This is a genomic window from Tissierella sp. MB52-C2 (assembly GCF_030931715.1).
In the GTDB taxonomy this organism is placed as follows: Bacteria; Bacillota; Clostridia; order Tissierellales; family Tissierellaceae; genus Tissierella.
In genome coordinates, this window is record NZ_CP133261.1 from 1,835,073 (window position 1) to 1,854,252 (window position 19,180).

The window sequence follows — 19,180 nt, forward strand, 5'->3', positions numbered from 1 at the left end:
TAAATTATTTCTTATAATCAAATTGAAGTTCCATTATGCCATATTCCTCATCTATAGAATATGTATATCTATCTAATGGTCTCGATTTATAGTTATCATATACTATTTTTTCAACTAATTTATTTATAGATATTTTATCACTACTATAATCTATTATTTTAACTAATAAATATGATTCTCCTCTAAGAAGTATGCTCTTTATTTTTTCTGCTAATTCTTCTTCATCCTTCACTACTAAATTGTTATATTTAAAATAATTAAACTTCTCCCCTTTAGCTTCAGGATAATTTTCTTTTTTCCAATTATGGGTTCTTGAAATCTCACTATCATTTAAATTTAAAAAATTATATCTTAATACATCTGAACCATCCTTCGTAACCGGATCATCCCAAGTAGAATCAATATGATAATATTCACCTTCTATTTCTACTAAATTCCATGCATGACTTTGCCCCTTTGACTCACCTACTACTATGGTAGATTTAACTCCCACACCATCTAATAAGTATTTCATAGCCTTAGCATATCCTTCGCATACCCCAACACCTAAAGATAATATTCCATAGCTAGTATAGGATTCTGGGGGCACTGTTCCTGTTGTTAATAATCTGTTATCGTATCTACTATTGGTAATTATATAATCATGTATAGTTAATGCTTTTTCATAATCAGACATTCCCGGTAGTATATAATTAGATATAAAATTATTTCTTATCTTTCTTATCTCTTCAATATGATCTTTTATTTCTTCTTTTCCCCTTGAATACATAAGTCTTAAGCTTCCAAATCTATGTTCAGCCCCTTTATAATACATTATTTCAGGATTATCATTTGATATTTCTTCCAATATATTAAATATTTCGCTTGAATCTTTAAATAACAATTTATTTCTAAGCTGTATTTCCTCTTCTCCCTCTAGTAACTTTTTCTCAAATGCTGTATATATTTCTTGATTTTCATTTAGTTCACTGTTTTCATTGATTATTAAATTATTTAATATGGGAATATTATATTTATTATATTTAGAGAAAAGATATAATAAAATTAGTAAAACAATTAGAAACTCAATTATAAAAATCTTAACAAATCTTTTTAGCATATTCTTTTCATCAACCCCTTCCTCTATAGTATATATTAATTTTTTTATTCTTCCAACTATAATGGTATTTTGAAATAAAAAGGGGAGCAATTTCCTATTCATTATAATAAAAAAATAAGCTCTATTTATTTGAAATAGAGCTTATCTCCTATAAACTATTAAAATTCTAAAGCAAAATGCCCATCTAATTCTTCAGAATATGAAGCAATGGTGTCTAGTATAAAATATGATATTTTTAAATTTAGTGACAGTGCAAAGTTCAAATCATTTTTGAAATCTGTTTTTAAAGAGTATTCTTCAACTACTTCGTTTATATAATCTTTAATTTTTTTCTTTAACTCTGTTACATGTATATCATATATATCTAAGTCTTTAACGTTAATAACATTCTTTTTAAAGTCATGGGTTACTGCAAAATTATCTAATTGTGACTCATATTTTATATGCTTTACCATACTATTGACAAATGTCCATCTCTTTGCATGAGGAAGACAAACATAATCACATAAATAATGAGATATTATACCTATCTTTTTACTTAATATTTTCATTGTTAAAGGATCGTGAATTTTATTAAACTCTAAATATCTACTAACAAAAATAAGCTTCATGATTTCTCTAGCAATAAAGTTCAAACTTTCATCTTTATAATGTCTAACTAGCTTAAATTGTGGTAATATATCAGGACATACAGCCCCCCATAATAATTTATCTTTATCTAGTTTAACACCATATATATCAGATACATTATCATATATCTTTAATGCAATAATCTTATGAGAATCTGCAAATATTTTAAACACCCCTTTGTTTAAAGTTCAGTTCTATTTTGATAGTATAATAATTAAAACCTAAAGTCAATAACAAGTATATATCAAATTTGTAATATTTTCTCTTTTAAGTAGTTATTATATAATATAAAATCTGTCTCTTTAAACAAGACAAATATCATATCTAATGGTTTATCCTCTTGTTCTATAAAGTCAATAACAGCTGATACAGCCACTTTCATAGCCTTTTCTATTGGATAGCCATAGGCTCCAGTTGATATAGATGGAAAAGCTATAGAATTTATATTATGTTCCTTTCCAAGTAATAGTGAATTATAATAAGCCTCATATAGTAATTTTTCTTCTTTTGAATCCCCTTCTTTATATATAGGCCCTACGGTATGTATTACATAATTGCTAGGAAGATTGCCTGCCGTGGTTATTCTGGCTTCTCCCGTTGGACATCCACCTATCTTTTTACACTGCTCTAAAATCCTTTTTCCACCAACTTTGTGTATAGCTCCATCAACACCTCCACCGCCTAATAAAGTATTATTAGCGGCATTTACTATTGCATCTACCTTTAATTCTGTTATATCTCCTAAAAAAACATTAATCTCTGTACCTCTATATTTAAACATTGAATCACTCCTATTTATTAATCAAAATCCTTTTATATATTGTTGTTCTAGTTTAAAGCTCTATCTAAGCTACTCCATATATTAACAGTTTCAAATCCTTTCCTCCAAGATGCTATTCCTGCTAAATCATATTTATGAACTAATGATACCTTAGCATCTAATGATTCCGATTCTTCCAGCCAAATCCTATATAATCCATTGTCTTTTTCTACTTCACCATAGTATTGTAAAGCTCTATTATCCCAAGTCAATTCTATATTATTTTCTTCTATAAATTTATTGGCCGCTTCCATTGAAAGTGCTTGAGAAGATACTTTGCCATCCTTCTCTAGCCAAAGTCTAGTGTAAAATGGTACTGCCAATACTAGCTTATCATTTGGAATATATTCTGATACTCCTAATATACTTTTTTCTACCCATGAATATTCTGCAACAGATCCAGCTATGGGACTACTGCCCCAATGTTGATCATATGCCATTAAAATCATATAGTCTACGGCTTTAGAAAGCCTTTCTCTATCATAGCTTAAAGACCAGTTTTCAGAAGTTGACATTCCAGTTACATCCATGGAAACATTTAGACCAGCTTCTTTAAATACAGGATATAATTCTCTTACGAATTGAGTCAATAAATCCTTTGTCTTCAAATGCACATTTTCAAAATCAATGTTAATTCCTTGAAATCCATAATCTTTATAAATCTTTAATATATCAGTTATTAGTTTTTCTCTTGTACTGCTTTTATATAAAATTTCATGAGTTAAATCAGGATCAAATCCATTATCGATAAGCGGCCATACTTCATAGCCTAAGTCAATATATTTTCTTACATAATCAATATTGCCTTTATCTTGTATATTTCCATCTGTATCAGTAATAGAAAACCATGTAGGAGATATTATATTTACTCCTGGAATTAATCCTATATTATCTGTATTTTGAACTGTCCTATAAGTATAGTCCCAAGTTAAGCTAAGCTTCTCCTTATTATAGTCTCCAAGAATTTCCTCTTTAGGTATTTCTACTTTAAACATATCTCTAATATAGTTTATTTTTAGAAATTTCTTTTCAATAAATCCTGGTATTCCATTTATGGTTCTTACCTTATACCAGTTTTCATACTCGCCATAGACATTTACTATAGTTCCTGCTAAGAGATTGTTAGATACTATAGGTGATTTAATGTCTAAATCCGTTCTTAAAACTGCATCATCACCTATTATTTCACCCTTTAAATAGTCAATATTTTTATAGTCCAATACAACTGCTTTTGTTTCTTCAAAGTAGTTAATATCCACATCATAATTCTTTAAAACTATATCTACTGGAATATATACTTTATTATTAAATTCTTTTATAGGATTAGATACTAAAAACTCTTTATTATTTATACTTCCCTTATCAGAGTCTAATTTGTATCTAATAACTTTACTCTCATCTGTAATTATCAAAGTATGCTCTGCATCATCATAAAATATATCTTTATCCACAAAGAATTCAATAGAGGGAAGTGAAAGGTATAATGTATCTTCAAAGAATAATACTGATTCATCATCTGCCTCCTGTTCCTCAACTATTAGATATAAATCATCTGAATAAGCCATTACTTTTTTGCTTGGTGATTTCAGTATTTCATAACAAACAAATCCACCTAGGCCTATTGCTGCAATTAATATTAAAACTATGAATATATTTGTTTTTTTCATATTATCTCCTCCGGTTTAATAAATACATAACATGTCCTGTTAAATATTATAATTGAAAGATATTGTTTTTACAAATCTAATTAATTTTAATATTAAAATAAGTAGCCAATATTATAAATCAGCTACTTATCTACTATATTCATAGTATATTATCTATACTACTATAATAGAAATATGTTATTTTTTCTGCAATCTTCTAATATTTCATCTGTCCAAACGGATGCCTGAACTTCCCCTATATGTTTCTTTTCTAAGAAAAACATACAAATTCTAGATTGTCCAATTCCACCACCTATAGTGTAAGGTAATTCTTCATTTAGCAATTTCTTGTGATAATCTAATTTTCTTCTTTCTTCAGCCCCTGATACTTTTAACTGCTTCTCCAGTGCCTCTTTATCTACCCTTATTCCCATACTGGATAACTCCAAAACACCTTCCGTTGCTGGATTCCAAAATATAATATCACCGTTTAAATCCCAGTCGTCGTAATCTGGTGACCTAGTTCCATGGGAAATTCCAGAAGTTAAAACTCCACCAATTTTAGATATAAATACTGCCCCATACTCCTTTACTATTGAATATTCTCTTTCTTCAGGGGTTTCACTAGGATATAAATCCTCTAATTCTTGACTAGTGATAAATTTTATATTGTCTGGTAATTTTTTTGTAAATTTTTCTGGATATAACCCATTGATATAGTTTTCAGTTTCTTTAAATACATCATATATATCCTTTACAATGTGAACTAAATAATCTGTAGTTCTATCTGATTTTTTTATTATTTTCTCCCAATCCCATTGATCCACATAGATAGAATGTATACTATCTAGGGTTTCGTCTGGTCTTATGGCATTCATATCTGCATAAAGTCCCTCATATATATTAAATTCATACCATTTTAAGGCCATTCTTTTCCATTTAGCTAGAGATTGAACTATCTCTATTCTCTCATTGTATTTTCTCATCTCAAAAGATACAGCTTTTTCTACTCCAGTCAAGTTATCATTTAATCCACTATGAGGTGTTACAAATAATGGGGCTGATACTCTAATTAGATTTAGTTTTTCAGCTAATTTTCTTTCAAAATAATCTTTTATTTGTTTTATTGCCACTTGAGTTTCTCTTTGATTTAATTCTGTCATATTTTTTCCTCCTAGTTCAAAATTCATAATAATAAATAAATGATACGTTTGACCTACCATCGATTTGCAAAAAACGCAAATCAAGTTAGATCATAAAAAAACCTTTCATCCATATAAAGGACGAAAGGTTAAATTCCGTGGTACCACCTTAGTTAGCAATAGGCTCACTTAAATAAGTACAGATTATATTACAATCGATACTTTATAGTCGATATCAGGCTATTCCCGTCTAAGTCTACTTTTTTACAATTTCGGTTAGATGCTCAAGAATGTTCTTCATTTATTAACTCGTATCGGAATTCCACCATCGCCGACTCTCTATAACTCTATCAATAAATTACTCTTTCTCTCAAAGCATTATTTTTAAATTATAAATAGTATAGCGTGGTATTTGATTAAAGTCAAGAGGAAATTTTTAAAAAATAAATTTATTTATTTAAACTAATTAAAATACTAAAGATATAACTTTTCCCAATTCTACTACCTGTCATTAAATCTTCATCCAAATTCAGCCGCAGATGTTACTATTCCAAAACTCCTGACAGTATTCTTTATACCAATTCATAAAAGATAGATTCCTATGAATCAACTATAAAAAAAATAGACACTCTGACTACCGAAAAAACATCGAATAATCAGTGTATCTATTTCTGTTGAGAATGGTCTAAAATAGCCGTTTGGCGTACCCTGAGGGAGTCGAACCCCCGACCTTCTGGTTCGTAGCCAGACACTCTATCCAGCTGAGCTAAGGGTACCTATAAATATAAATGGAGCGGGTGAAGGGAATCGAACCCTCGCAACCAGCTTGGAAGGCTGGGGCTCTACCACTGAGCTACACCCGCATGACAAAAAAGTATTGGAGCGGAAGACGAGATTCGAACTCGCGACCCTCGCCTTGGCAAGGCGATGCTCTACCACTGAGCCACTTCCGCATAATTGTTTTTATAATGGTGGAGGAGACTGGATTCGAACCAGTGAAAGCTTAGCTAACGGATTTACAGTCCGTCCCCTTTAGCCACTTGGGTACTCCTCCTAATTGTAACAGTGCCCTAGGGACTACCATATTTAGAAAGTATTTACTATAAAATAAAATATTTTCTTGGAGCTGGCGAGAGGAATTGAACCCCCAACCTACTGATTACAAGTCAGTTGCTCTGCCGATTGAGCTACGCCAGCAAACATATCATTTCGCAGTCTCGCAACTCAAATCTATTTACTCGTTACACTCCTATAGATTTGGTGCTCGTTGCGTTTGACCTACATCAATTCGCTACGCTTATTGTGTTAGATCATAATGGCGACCTGGAAGGGACTCGAACCCTCGACCTCCAGCGTGACAGGCTGGCATTCTAACCAACTGAACTACCAGGCCATTATTGTTTTGTTTTTTCTTCGCAGTTTCGCAACTCAAATCTATTTACTCATTACACTCCTATAGATTTGGTGCTTATTGCGTTTGACCTACCTACAACTCACTATCGTTCGTTGGGTTAGATCATAATGGTGGGCACAACAGGGCTCGAACCTGTGACCCCCTGCTTGTAAGGCAGGTGCTCTCCCAACTGAGCTATGCGCCCATATTATCTTTGACCTATATTAGATTATAATGGTGACCCCACCGGGATTCGAACCCGGGTTACCGCCGTGAAAGGGCGATGTCTTAACCGCTTGACCATGGGGCCTTACTTGAATTATGGTTGATTCTCACGAACACTACCACTACTGAATTATGTACTCTGAACTAAATTAATGGTTGCGGGAGCCGGATTTGAACCGACGACCTCCGGGTTATGAGCCCGACGAGCTGCCAAACTGCTCCATCCCGCGGCATTTTTATTTAATTCTATTCTTATCGTTGCACCCAACCTATTGAGTTAGGTCATAATGGTGCCGGAGACCGGAATCGAACCGGTACGATCGGTGAGGATCGCAGGATTTTAAGTCCTGTGCGTCTGCCTGTTCCGCCACTCCGGCGTTTTATGTTTCTAATGGCTCTTGGGGTGGGACTCGAACCCACAACCTACCGGTTAACAGCCGGTTGCTCCGCCATTGAGCTACCCAAGATCAGCCCGGCAACTTCCTACTCTCCCAGGTCGTTTCCAACCAAGTACCATCGGCGTTAAGATGCTTAACTTCTGTGTTCGGTATGGGTACAGGTGTGTCCATCTTGCTATCGTCACCAGACGAAAACTATCAATTGCAATATTTTTAGGTCAAGTCCTCGACTTATTAGTATCTCTTAGCTTAAAGTATTACTACTCTTACACCTGAGACCTATCTACCAAGTGGTCTTCTTGGAGTCTTAACTTTTAAAGTGGGAAATCTTATCTTGAGGGGGGCTTCGTGCTTAGATGCCTTCAGCACTTATCCCTTCCAGACATAGCTACTCAGCCGTGCCATTGGCATGACAACTGATACACCAGCGGTCTGTCCATCCCGGTCCTCTCGTACTAAGGACAGCTCCTCTCAAATTTCCTACGCCCACGACGGATAGGGACCGAACTGTCTCACGACGTTCTGAACCCAGCTCGCGTGCCTCTTTAATGGGCGAACAGCCCAACCCTTGGGACCTACTCCAGCCCCAGGATGAGACGAGCCGACATCGAGGTGCCAAACCTCCCCGTCGATGTGGACTCTTGGGGAGATAAGCCTGTTATCCCCGGGGTAGCTTTTATCCGTTGAGCGATGGCCCTTCCACTCGGAACCACCGGATCACTAAGTCCAACTTTCGTTTCTGCTCCACTTGTTGGTGTCGCAGTTAAGCTCCCTTTTGCCTTTACACTCTTCGCACGATTTCCGACCGTGCTGAGGGAACCTTTGAGCGCCTCCGTTACTCTTTAGGAGGCGACCGCCCCAGTCAAACTGCCCAACTGACAGTGTCCCTATACCAGTTTCATGGTATCAGGTTAGAATTTCAGCATTACAAGAGTGGTATCCCAAGGTTGACTCCACCAAAGCTGGCGCCCTGGCTTCAAAGTCTCCCACCTATCCTGTACATGCAATGCCGAAATCCAATGTCAGCCTGCAGTAAAGCTCCACGGGGTCTTTCCGTCCTGTCGCGGGTAATACGCATCTTCACGTATACTACAATTTCACCGGATCCATTGTTGAGACAGTGCCCAAATCGTTACACCTTTCGTGCGGGTCGGAACTTACCCGACAAGGAATTTCGCTACCTTAGGACCGTTATAGTTACGGCCGCCGTTTACTGGGGCTTAAGTTCTAGCCTTCGCTTACGCTAAGCCTTCCCCTTAACCTTCCAGCACCGGGCAGGTGTCAGCACCTATACTTCGTCTTTCGACTTAGCAGATACTTGTGTTTTTGGTAAACAGTCGCTTGGGCCTATTCACTGCGGCCAGGTTTCCCTGGCACCCCTTCTCCCTAAGTTACGGGGCTATTTTGCCGAGTTCCTTAACAATGGTTCTTCCGCTCGTCTTAGGATTCTCTCCTCGCCTACCTGTGTCGGTTTGCGGTACGGGTAGTTACTTGCTCGATAGAAGCTTTTCTTGGCAGTGTGGAGTCAGCTACTTCTCTACTTGTTTTTCGATCCCCATCACATTTCAGAATTATGAGTACGGATTTGCCTATACTCACTTCCTTTATGCTTAGACGTGCTCAACCAACGGCACGCTTAGCCTATCCTCCTGCGTCACTCCATTTCTCAAACGCTTATAACTAGTACAGGAATTTCAACCTGTTGTCCATCGCCTACGCTTTTCAGCCTTGGCTTAGGTCCCGACTTACCCTGAGTGGACGAACCTTCCTCAGGAAACCTTAGGCTTTCGACGGGTGAGATTCTCACTCACCTTTCGCTACTTATGCCAGCATTCTCTCTTGTGTGCAGTCCAGCACTCCTTACGGTATACCTTCTACCCACACACAATGCTCCTCTACCGATTCTTACGAATCCCACAGCTTCGGTACCAGATTTAAGCCCCGGAAATCTTCGGCGCAAGGTCTCTCGACCAGTGAGCTATTACGCACTCTTTAAATGTATGGCTGCTTCTAAGCCAACATCCTGGTTGTCTGTGAAACCTCACATCCTTTACCACTTAATCTGGATTTAGGGACCTTAGCTGGTGATCTGGGCTCTTTCCCTTTCGACTATGAAGCTTATCCCACATAGTCTGACTCCCAAGGTTATGAGTATGGCATTCGGAGTTTGATAGGTTTTGGTAACGCTATGCGCCCCTAGACCATTCAGTGCTCTACCTCCATATCACTTTTCCTTGAGGCTAGCCCTAAAGCTATTTCGAGGAGAACCAGCTATCTCCGAGTTCGATTGGCTTTTCACCCCTATCCACAGGTCATCCCATAGCTTTTAAACGCTAACGGGTTCGAGCCTCCATTGAATTTTACTTCAACTTCACTCTGCCCATGGATAGGTCACCCGGTTTCGGGTCTATGGCAGGGAACTTAGTCGCCCTATTAAGACTTGGTTTCCCTACGGCTCCTGACCTTAAGTCATTAACCTTGCTCACTACCATAACTCGCTGGCCCGTTCTACAAAAAGTACGTGGTTACACGAATAATGTGCTTCCACTGCTTGTAGGCGTAGGGTTTCAGATTCTATTTCACTCCCCTTCCGGGGTTCTTTTCACCTTTCCCTCACGGTACTATTTCTCTATCGGTCACCAAGGAGTATTTAGCCTTGGGAGGTGGTCCTCCCTACTTCCCACAGGATTTCACGTGTCCCGTGGTACTCTGGATACCAGCTGGTAAATTCTTCTTTCATATACCGGACTATCACCGTCTATGGTGGGATTTTCCAATCCTCTTCTATTAGATTTATTATTCCATTATGCTGGTCCTTAACCCCAGATAAATCTGGTTTGGGCTCTTTCCCGTTCGCTCGCCGCTACTTAGGAAATCGATTTTTCTTTCTTCTCCTCAGGGTACTTAGATGTTTCAGTTCCCCTGGTCTTCCTTCATACACCTATGTATTCAGTGTATGATACTTGAGGGTTGCTCAAGTAGGTTTCCCCATTCGGAAATCTCCGGATCACAGTCTATTTGCGACTCCCCGAAGCATATCGGTGCTTATCCCGTCCTTCATCGGCTCTTGGTGCCAAGGCATTCGCCCTACGCCCTTAATAACTTGACCTAAATTACTTATTTATATTGCAATTTGTAGTTTTCAATGTTCAGTGTGAACTAGATTAAACAAGTGTGAGTCCTTTTGAACTCCTTAGAAAGGAGGTGATCCAGCCGCACCTTCCGATACGGCTACCTTGTTACGACTTCACCCTAGTTATTGACCCTACCTTCGACAGCTGCCTCCTTACGGTTAGCTCACTGGCTTCGGGTATTGCCAACTCCCATGGTGTGACGGGCGGTGTGTACAAGACCCGGGAACGCATTCACCGCGACATTCTGATTCACGATTACTAGCAACTCCGACTTCATGCAGGCGAGTTGCAGCCTGCAATCCGAACTGGGATCGGCTTTAAGAGATTTGCATCTTATCGCTAAGTAGCTGCTCGTTGTACCGACCATTGTAGCACGTGTGTAGCCCAGGACATAAAGGGCATGATGATTTGACGTCATCCCCACCTTCCTCCGATTTGTCATCGGCAGTCCCTCTAGAGTGCTCAACTTAATGGTAGCAACTAAAGGCAAGGGTTGCGCTCGTTGCGGGACTTAACCCAACATCTCACGACACGAGCTGACGACAACCATGCACCACCTGTGTCCCCTGTACCCGAAGGTAAAGGTCTATCTCTAGACCGGTCAGGGGCATGTCAAGCCCTGGTAAGGTTCTTCGCGTTGCTTCGAATTAAACCACATGCTCCGCTGCTTGTGCGGGTCCCCGTCAATTCCTTTGAGTTTCATACTTGCGTACGTACTCCCCAGGCGGAGTGCTTAATGCGTTAGCTGCGGCACCGAGGTTTGACCCCCAACACCTAGCACTCATCGTTTACGGCGTGGACTACCAGGGTATCTAATCCTGTTCGCTCCCCACGCTTTCGTGCATCAGCGTCAGTATAAGTCCAGAAAGTCGCCTTCGCCACTGGTATTCCTCCTAATATCTACGCATTTCACCGCTACACTAGGAATTCCACTTTCCTCTCCTTAACTCAAGCCTTCCAGTTTCAAATGCTTACCACGGTTGAGCCGTGATCTTTCACATCTGACTTAAAAGGCCGCCTACGCACCCTTTACGCCCAATAAATCCGGACAACGCTTGCCCCCTACGTATTACCGCGGCTGCTGGCACGTAGTTAGCCGGGGCTTCCTCCTTGGGTACCGTCATTATCGTCCCCAAGGACAGAACTTTACGACCCGAAGGCCTTCATCGTTCACGCGGCGTCGCTGCATCAGAGTTTCCTCCATTGTGCAATATTCCCCACTGCTGCCTCCCGTAGGAGTCTGGACCGTGTCTCAGTTCCAGTGTGGCCGTTCACCCTCTCAGGCCGGCTACCCATCGTGGTCTTGGTGAGCCATTACCTCACCAACTAACTAATGGGACGCGAGACCATCTTTCACCGCTTTACGCTTTGACTATTCCTTCATGTGAAGATTTAGTATCATAAGGTATTAATCCCAGTTTCCCGAGGCTATCCCTTTGTGAAAGGCAGGTTTCTCACGCGTTACTCACCCGTCCGCCGCTAAGATAATCAAAGTTTCATTCCGAAGAAATCGACTTTGAAAACTTCGCTCGACTTGCATGTGTTAGGCACGCCGCCAGCGTTCGTCCTGAGCCAGGATCAAACTCTCATTTAAAAGTTTGATTCAGCTCAATTTGCTGACTGTTGTTTCATGTGTTACTTTTTTATAATTCAAAGTTTCTCACACTGTTTAGTTTTCTAGGTTCTTGTCGTCTCTCTCGAGGCGACTTACTTAGTATAGCAAATTTTTCGTTTGCTGTCAACTGTTTTTCAAAACTTTTTATTTTTACCAAAACTGGAAATTTTAAAGAGTTTCGCTGCTGACAATATATAACTATACACGCTTTGTATTGTTTTGTCAACGGTTATTTTATTTTTTCTTTATTTTTTCTTTTTTTATATAAAAAAGTCTGGTATTTACTAGGTTAGCCACATTAGTTTAATGATTAATGTTTAGATTGTAGTTCTTTCATATTTCTAATAAAATAATGGTGGATTTATATCTATTATTTGCTACAATATAGTTAGAATAATAATATATAAGGGGTGATTAAGTGGATTTTAGACAATTAGAAACCTTCGTAGAAGTTGCAAGATTAAAAAGCTTTTCAAAAGCAGCTGAAAAGCTTTATATTACACAACCTACTGTAACCAACCACATTCAAAATTTAGAAAAAGAGCTTGGAACACTGCTAATAAATAGATTTGGAAAGAAGTTAACTCTTACAGATGCAGGTAATTTATTATACAAGTATGCAATAAATATATTAAACTCCTGTGAAATGGCAAAATTTGATTTGGCCTCTTATCAAGGTAAAATACAGGGACATCTTCATATATATTCTAGTTCTGTTCCTAGAAAGTATTTGCTTCCTACTATAATTAAAAACTTTTTAAATTCTTATCCTGATGTTTCCTTTACTATAGGAGACAAAGACTCCCAAGAAGTAGTAAAAGGAATATTAGATGGTGAAACTGACTTTGGGATTTTAGGGGCTATGCACTCCTCAAACAATCTAAGATATATCGATTTAATGGAAGATAGATTAGTTGTAATCACTCCTAACTCTTCTAAATTTCCAGAGGATAACTTTTCTTCTATTAAAAAGGATATTTTATTTAATGAAAATATAATTCTAAGAGAAGAAGGATCTGGTACTAGAAAATTAGTTGAAAATGCACTTCAAAAATCTAAAGTTTCTCTAAACAAGTTAAATGTAGTTGCATATGTAGAGGATACCGAAGCCGTTATAGAATTAGTATCTCTTGGTGTAGGAATTAGTTTTTTATCAGAAAAAGCCATACAATCTAGTTTAAGCCTCAATAAGTATAAAGCTTTCTATATTGATGATTTAGATTTCACTCGAAAATTTTATTTTGCTTTTCATAAAAACAGACAATTATCACCACTGAGCGAAGCTTTCAAAAACTATATCTTAGACTTTGCAAAAGACCAGACTAATTAGTCTGGTCTTTTATAGTTTCTTTATATTATTTTTATATGCAAATATTGCTGCCTGGACCCTATCATTTATATCAAGCTTTTTAAAAATATTAGATATGTGGTTCTTCACTGTTTTTTCACTAATATATAAGTTTTCGGCAATATCTTTATTATTTAATCCCTCTGCTATTAATATAAGAACCTCATATTCCCTTTTTGTTAATGATTTGATCTTATTAATATTAGCATCAGAGTACTCTTCATAGTTAGAAAATTCTTTGACCAAATTAGCTACACTGGGTTGAATGTATTTTTGCCCTTTGGCTACATTTTGAATCCCTTTAATTAGACTATCTGCACTTAAGTCCTTTAGCATATACCCATCTGCCCCTAACTTCAAGGTCTTTAATATATACTCCCTATCCTCATGAATTGTAAGAATAATTATCTTCGTTTTTATTCCCATGTCCTTAATTCTCTTTAAGGTTTCTATTCCATTTAACTTAGGCATATTTATATCTAACAATATTATATCTGGCTCTAATTCTTCAGCCATAGAAAAAGCCTCTTCCCCATTACAAGCTTGTCCAACTACAACTATATTATCTTCTAATTCTAGTATTTGTCTTATCCCTTCTCTTATTAATTGGTGATCATCTGCAATTACTACCCTAATAACTTTATCCTTCATTAATTATTCCTCCTCATCTACTAAAGGCATAGATAGACTTATTTTAGTACCTACATTCGAAGAGGATGTTATATTGAATTTACCATTCAGTAATTCAACTCTTTCTCTTATACTCATTAATCCAAATCCACTAGATATTGAATTACATCCTTTTTTGTAGTCATCTGGATTAAATCCTACACCATTATCTATAATCAATAAATTAATTTTATTCAATGTTTTCTCAATTATAATAGTTGCGGACTGTGCCTGTGAGTGTTTTTGAATATTACTTAAAGCCTCTTGAATTATTCTAAAAATAGCTACTTGAACAGCAGAATCTAAATCATCAAATTTACCATAAGGTTTAAAAGCAACCTTAATTTCCGTTTCTTCTTGAAAAATAGATATATATCTCTCTAATGTAGGAATAAGTCCTAGGTCATCTAAGGACATAGGTCTTAAATCATATATTATTCTTCTAACTTCTTTTAAAGTTAATCTAATAATCCCCTTTAAATTGTTAAGTTCATCTTTTGCCCTTTCTTGATTCATATCTAATAGCTTTTCACATAGTTCTGCCTTCACTATGACATTTGCTAAAGATTGGGCTGGTCCGTCATGAATGTCCCTAGCTACTTTCTGCCTTTCTTCTTCCTGTGCTTCAATAATTTTTATTCCTAAATAATGTTTTTTACTTAACTCATCTACAGTGTCTGAAATATTATTTGCATTCCCCATTAGATATTCTGTAGCAACAGCTATTTGCTTATTAACATTTTCAGCCTTCTTATATACTTTATAAGAGTTTTTTAGACGAAGTTCTAAATCTATTCTTTTTTCTACTAAATTCTTTTCTTCTTCTCTTTTTAGCAGAAGATCCACTCTAATAGCATTAGCTAAATCATAAGCTTCTCTGATTTCATCTTCATTAAACAGGTTAAAGTTTTTACTTTTATTTAGTAAATTTCTTCTACTCCTTTTATCTAAATCCTCTAACTTTTCTACTTGCTCAATGATTTCTATCATTTTTGTCTGAACACTTTTAAGCTCATCTTCTAGTTTTCTACATTCTGTCCTAGCATAATCTACAATCTCAAATATTTCATCTTTACTTCCCTGTATAGAATTAATTGTAGTTTCAAGTATTTCATTTAACCTTTTAATGCCTATTGAGTCTGATTTCATAATTGTTAAACCTCTAGACTTTGTATCTCTTCAATCTCATCTTCAGTTAAAATTTTCTTAAGATCAATTAAAATTAATAGTCTCTTTTCATCTAATTTTCCTACTCCTGTAATATATTTCTTATCAATACCACTGATAAATGCTGGCGCAGGATCTATTTGTTCTTCATCTAATCGTAAAGTTTGAGATGCTTCATCTACTATAAAACCAATTTCCCTATCATCTAAGTTAATTACAATAATTCTAGTATCCTTTGTTACTTCGAATTCTCCTAATAATAATCTCTTTTTCAAATTAACAATAGGTATAACATTTCCCCTATAGTTTACAACCCCTTCAATGAAAGATGGTGTATTAGGAAGAGAAATAGATTCTTCATAGACAATGATTTCCTTTACATTCATTATATCAATTCCAAACTCTCCCTTTCCTAATTTAAAAACCACGTATTGATTTTCAGCCATTATATTTACCTCCTTAGTTTTTAAGTTATTACCTCTATTTAAATATAAAATATTACTTATGTAGCTTTGTATAAACTTTCTTTTCTAGTAATACTGCATATTTCTTATTTAATAATTTAGCCTCTTCGAAATAAAGATTGATATTAGATTTCGAACTTATAATTTGTCCAAAGATAATCACTTCTAATGAATTCCTAACTTTATTTACCACAAAACTTTCATCTGTATTCCAGCCATTATTTATAGAATCCACTATGATAATACTTAAGGCCTCTAAAACCTTATTATTATCGTATTCCTTCTTTATCAGAGAGTCCATATTAATATAAGTATCAGAATAATAATTTCCATATTCCCTTGCCTCTTTAAGTATAAACCTAGTATACCCTATTAAGCAGTGAGAGCCAATACATTTTCCACACTTGCCTTCTCCTAAACATACACTGTCTAGAGTTTCTTTAAGAGCCTGTGTTTGATTGTATAATTTAGAGGCCGCCTCAACCATAGGAGATTTTTCCTTTTTCTTTCTATTATTGATTAGCTTTTTCATTAAACTTACTTCAATTATTGATATTATTAATAAGTATAATACAATATTAAGAATATTTATATAGTCTTTTGGGATTGTATTTAATAATTTTAAGCTTCCAAAAAAAATAAATACTATAGATGAAGTAACTTTAATGGCAACTTCAGGTATCTTTTCTCCAATTTTAGACCCTATAAATATTCCAAATCCAGAAGTGGCAACCATTCCTAAAGTTGTGCCTATTAATATAAATATAGGATAACTAGCTTCTGTAGATAAAGTCATAGCTGTTAATTGTGTTTTATCGCCTAACTCTCCCACAAAAAAAGCTATCGCTACTGTTATAATAGGACTAAAAGCTTTCTTATTATTTGTTTCGTCCAGTTCTTCATCTTTTAAAGCCATTATACCAAAAATAACAAACATAATTCCAGCAATCATTTGAATTAAATTCATTGGGACAACTGTAGAAATAAATCTACCCAATAATATTGCAATCCCATGATTAAGAACAACTCCTAATATTACTCCTAATATTACCTCTTTTACTTTATATTGAGTTGCAAAGGTCATAGCTATTATTTGAGTCTTATCTCCCATTTCAGCTGCAAAAATTAATAGAAAAGCCCTAATAAGTTCTTTAAGCATTTAGTTTTCTTCCTTTCATAATGAAAAAACTTTTAGCTTGATAGCACTTCTAACAAGCTAAAAGTTAATTTATTTAATTTAAATATGATTTAAACTTTTACTTTTCTTTACTATATACTATTTCACCTTTTTTAATTACTTTCTCCACATGGTTTATACCAAAATGATATAAAATATATTCTAGATTTGGAGAATCAAATATTACTAAATCACCTTGCTTGCCTAGGTCCAAACTTCCTATTTTTTCCTCTAACCCCAATGAAGCTGCCCCATTTATCGTTACTGCTGTAATTATTTCTTCTGGAGTCAGTTTCATAATTAAAGCTCCAAAACTCATAATTAGTTGTATATTTTCCGTCGGACAACTTCCTGGATTGTAGTCAGTAGATAATGATACAGGGACACCTTCTTCTATCATTTTCCTTGCTGGAGCAAAGTTTCCAGTTTGTAAGTTAAAACTAGTTCCTGGTAATAAGTTAGCTATTACACCTTTTCTAGCCATTTTCTTAATTCCATTATCACTGGCAGCTATTAAATGATCTGCAGAAATACATCCTATTTCAGCTGCCAATTCAGCTCCCCCTAATGGTTTTATCTCATCAGCATGAAGTTTAAGCCCCATTCCATATTCTCTAGCTGCAAGTAAAATTTTCCTAGATTGATCTATGGTAAATACTCCTTCTTCACAGAACACATCACAAAATCTTGCCAAATCCATTTCAGCTATCCTAGGAATCATGTCATTTATAATAATATCTACAAATTCATCGGAATTTTCTTTATAAGAACTAGGAATAGCATGGGCACCCATAAATGTAGATATAATATCTACTGGATGATCTTCATTTAGTTTTTTTGCTACTTCTAGCTGTTTTATTTCAGTTTCAAAATCCTCTATACCGTATCCACTTTTTGCCTCAACTGTAGTTACTCCAAAGGATAACATAGTATTTAAACTTTTCTTAGCCTGATTATATAATTCTTCAAAACTTGCTTTTCTAGTTGCCTTAACTGTAGAATGAATTCCTCCACCTGATTCCAATATATCTAAATAAGGTACTCCCTTTAACTTCATGGCCAATTCATTTTCCCTAGAACCACCATGTACTAAGTGAGTATGAGAATCTACTAATCCTGGAGTTACAGTTTTTCCAGTTCCATCTAAAACAATCGTGTTCTCATCTATATTAATATTAGATGGCAGTTCTCCTTCTCCTACATAAAGTATTGTATCATTATCTAAGGCTATTATACCATTTTTAATAACTCCAATATCTTTTAATTCTTCTTTAGATCTAGGTTTATTTTCACCTTTTAATGTTATTAAATTGTCTATATTTTTTATAACTAAAGTGGCTTTCATTTTATCACCTATTCCATCATTCTTTTTTCTAAGATTTGACTATGATCAAAGTTTTCTACTCTCAAATAGTAGTCTGCTACATCAACCATTGCTGCCATAGGAACTAATCCTATTATTTCACTACCTATGACATTTACCCCATATCTTTTAGCTTCTCTTTCTATAACATCAAAGACCCTAAATAATGGAGTTCTCGTATAATCTACCATATTCATAGTTACTTGAACTATGTTTCTCTCCTTAATCTCTATCCCTAAGGCCTTACAATACTTAAACCCACCACCACTTGATCTAATAGATTTAGCAATATTCTTAGCTATATTAACATCGTTTGTACCTAAGTTTACATTAAATGCCACTAAAGGCATTCTAGCTCCAACTGCTGTAACACCAGACTTCTCATTTAGTTCAATAGGTCCAAAATCAGGATGCCAATTGTCTTCTTTTAATTTAGATGCCATACCTTCGTATTGTCCACGTCTTACATCAGCTAAGTTTTCCCTATCTGTAGTATTTGCAGATTTTTCATATAAATATACTGAAATATTAAGTTCTTCTCCTATTCTTTTACCTAATACTTTTGATAATTCAATTGCTTCCTCCATAGTTACATCTGATATTGGAATCAACGGTATAACATCAGTTGCACCCATTCTTGGATGCTCTCCCGTATGCTCTTTCATATCTATTAATTCTGATGCTACTTTACAAGCATTAAAAGCAGCTTCTATTACCTTCTCTGGTTCTCCTATAAAAGTAACTACTGTACGATTATGGTCTTTATCCATGGAATAATCTAGTAACTTTACTTCTTCTACAATTCTTATTTCTTCTACTATTTTTTCAATAATTTCTTTATTTCTTCCTTCACTAAAGTTTGGTACACATTGAATTATTCTAGCCATTTA

12 protein-coding genes, 11 tRNA genes, 3 rRNA genes and 1 other annotated feature are annotated in these 19,180 nt (G+C 35.6%); of the genes, 1 reads left to right on the top strand and 25 read right to left on the bottom strand.

Going from position 1 to position 19,180, the window contains the following annotated elements; translation table 11 throughout:
* Nucleotides 1–4: 4 nt before the first annotated feature.
* The 19 genes from RBU61_RS09235 to RBU61_RS09325 all read right to left on the bottom strand — a co-directional run bounded on the left by RBU61_RS09235 (nt 5) and on the right by RBU61_RS09325 (nt 12,081).
* Complete coding sequence (locus RBU61_RS09235; RefSeq protein ID WP_308879502.1) at nt 5–1,099, bottom strand: transglutaminase domain-containing protein; 1,095 nt, start codon at nt 1,097–1,099, stop codon at nt 5–7.
* A gap of 158 nt (nt 1,100–1,257) precedes the next feature.
* Nucleotides 1,258–1,902: a zinc dependent phospholipase C family protein gene (locus RBU61_RS09240; protein WP_308879504.1), complete on the bottom strand. Its 645-nt coding sequence runs from the start codon at nt 1,900–1,902 to the stop codon at nt 1,258–1,260.
* 71 nt (nt 1,903–1,973) lie between these two features.
* Complete coding sequence (locus tag RBU61_RS09245) at nt 1,974–2,510, bottom strand: O-acetyl-ADP-ribose deacetylase (protein WP_308879507.1); 537 nt, start codon at nt 2,508–2,510, stop codon at nt 1,974–1,976.
* Nucleotides 2,511–2,557: 47 nt separating this feature from the next.
* Complete coding sequence (locus RBU61_RS09250) at nt 2,558–4,216, bottom strand: glycosyl hydrolase family 18 protein (RefSeq protein WP_308879510.1); 1,659 nt, start codon at nt 4,214–4,216, stop codon at nt 2,558–2,560.
* A 161-nt stretch (nt 4,217–4,377) separates the two neighbouring features.
* A complete protein-coding gene (asnA, locus tag RBU61_RS09255) occupies nt 4,378–5,358 on the bottom strand; it encodes an aspartate--ammonia ligase (RefSeq protein ID WP_308879512.1) in 981 nt (326 codons plus the stop codon).
* Between the two features lie 113 nt (nt 5,359–5,471).
* Nucleotides 5,472–5,720: a binding site (T-box leader), on the bottom strand.
* Between the two features lie 316 nt (nt 5,721–6,036).
* Nucleotides 6,037–6,113, bottom strand: a tRNA-Arg gene (locus RBU61_RS09260).
* Nucleotides 6,114–6,126: 13 nt separating this feature from the next.
* A tRNA-Gly gene (locus tag RBU61_RS09265) sits at nt 6,127–6,200 on the bottom strand.
* A gap of 15 nt (nt 6,201–6,215) precedes the next feature.
* Nucleotides 6,216–6,290, bottom strand: a tRNA-Gly gene (locus RBU61_RS09270).
* 16 nt (nt 6,291–6,306) lie between these two features.
* Nucleotides 6,307–6,391 (bottom strand) — tRNA-Tyr (locus RBU61_RS09275).
* A 67-nt stretch (nt 6,392–6,458) separates the two neighbouring features.
* Nucleotides 6,459–6,534 (bottom strand) — tRNA-Thr (locus RBU61_RS09280).
* Nucleotides 6,535–6,653: 119 nt separating this feature from the next.
* Nucleotides 6,654–6,730, bottom strand: a tRNA-Asp gene (locus RBU61_RS09285).
* 129 nt (nt 6,731–6,859) lie between these two features.
* Nucleotides 6,860–6,935 (bottom strand) — tRNA-Val (locus tag RBU61_RS09290).
* 30 nt (nt 6,936–6,965) lie between these two features.
* Nucleotides 6,966–7,040 (bottom strand) — tRNA-Glu (locus RBU61_RS09295).
* 68 nt (nt 7,041–7,108) lie between these two features.
* Nucleotides 7,109–7,185, bottom strand: a tRNA-Met gene (locus RBU61_RS09300).
* Between the two features lie 58 nt (nt 7,186–7,243).
* Nucleotides 7,244–7,332: transfer RNA gene (locus tag RBU61_RS09305), tRNA-Leu, on the bottom strand.
* Nucleotides 7,333–7,347: 15 nt separating this feature from the next.
* Nucleotides 7,348–7,422, bottom strand: a tRNA-Asn gene (locus RBU61_RS09310).
* 3 nt (nt 7,423–7,425) lie between these two features.
* Nucleotides 7,426–7,542, bottom strand: a 5S ribosomal RNA gene (rrf, locus tag RBU61_RS09315).
* A gap of 25 nt (nt 7,543–7,567) precedes the next feature.
* A 23S ribosomal RNA gene (locus RBU61_RS09320) occupies nt 7,568–10,462 on the bottom strand.
* A gap of 88 nt (nt 10,463–10,550) precedes the next feature.
* A 16S ribosomal RNA gene (locus tag RBU61_RS09325) occupies nt 10,551–12,081 on the bottom strand.
* Together the 16S, 23S and 5S rRNA genes with 11 tRNA genes alongside form the textbook arrangement of a ribosomal RNA operon.
* Before the next feature lie 439 nt (nt 12,082–12,520).
* On the opposite strand from RBU61_RS09325, the gene RBU61_RS09330 reads away from it, so the two are divergent.
* A complete protein-coding gene (locus tag RBU61_RS09330; RefSeq protein WP_308879514.1) occupies nt 12,521–13,432 on the top strand; it encodes a selenium metabolism-associated LysR family transcriptional regulator in 912 nt (303 codons plus the stop codon).
* Nucleotides 13,433–13,441: 9 nt separating this feature from the next.
* Here RBU61_RS09330 and RBU61_RS09335 read toward each other — a convergent pair whose 3' ends face one another.
* The 6 genes from RBU61_RS09335 to ftcD form a co-directional block, all read right to left on the bottom strand.
* Nucleotides 13,442–14,101, bottom strand: coding sequence for a response regulator transcription factor (locus tag RBU61_RS09335; RefSeq protein ID WP_308879516.1), 660 nt, complete (start codon nt 14,099–14,101; stop codon nt 13,442–13,444).
* Between the two features lie 3 nt (nt 14,102–14,104).
* Entirely contained in the window at nt 14,105–15,268 is a 1,164-nt protein-coding gene (locus tag RBU61_RS09340; RefSeq protein WP_308879519.1) for a sensor histidine kinase, read from the bottom strand.
* 5 nt (nt 15,269–15,273) lie between these two features.
* Nucleotides 15,274–15,732, bottom strand: coding sequence for a chemotaxis protein CheW (locus RBU61_RS09345; RefSeq protein ID WP_308879521.1), 459 nt, complete (start codon nt 15,730–15,732; stop codon nt 15,274–15,276).
* 52 nt (nt 15,733–15,784) lie between these two features.
* On the bottom strand, nt 15,785–16,909 hold the full coding sequence (locus tag RBU61_RS09350; protein WP_308879523.1) for a TMEM165/GDT1 family protein: 1,125 nt from the start codon (nt 16,907–16,909) through the stop codon (nt 15,785–15,787).
* Nucleotides 16,910–17,006: 97 nt separating this feature from the next.
* A complete protein-coding gene (gene hutI, locus RBU61_RS09355) occupies nt 17,007–18,272 on the bottom strand; it encodes an imidazolonepropionase (protein ID WP_308879525.1) in 1,266 nt (421 codons plus the stop codon).
* A gap of 8 nt (nt 18,273–18,280) precedes the next feature.
* The gene (gene ftcD / locus RBU61_RS09360) at nt 18,281–19,177 is read right to left on the bottom strand and encodes a glutamate formimidoyltransferase (protein WP_308879527.1); all 897 of its coding nucleotides are present in this window, start codon (nt 19,175–19,177) and stop codon (nt 18,281–18,283) included.
* Nucleotides 19,178–19,180 lie beyond the last annotated feature (3 nt).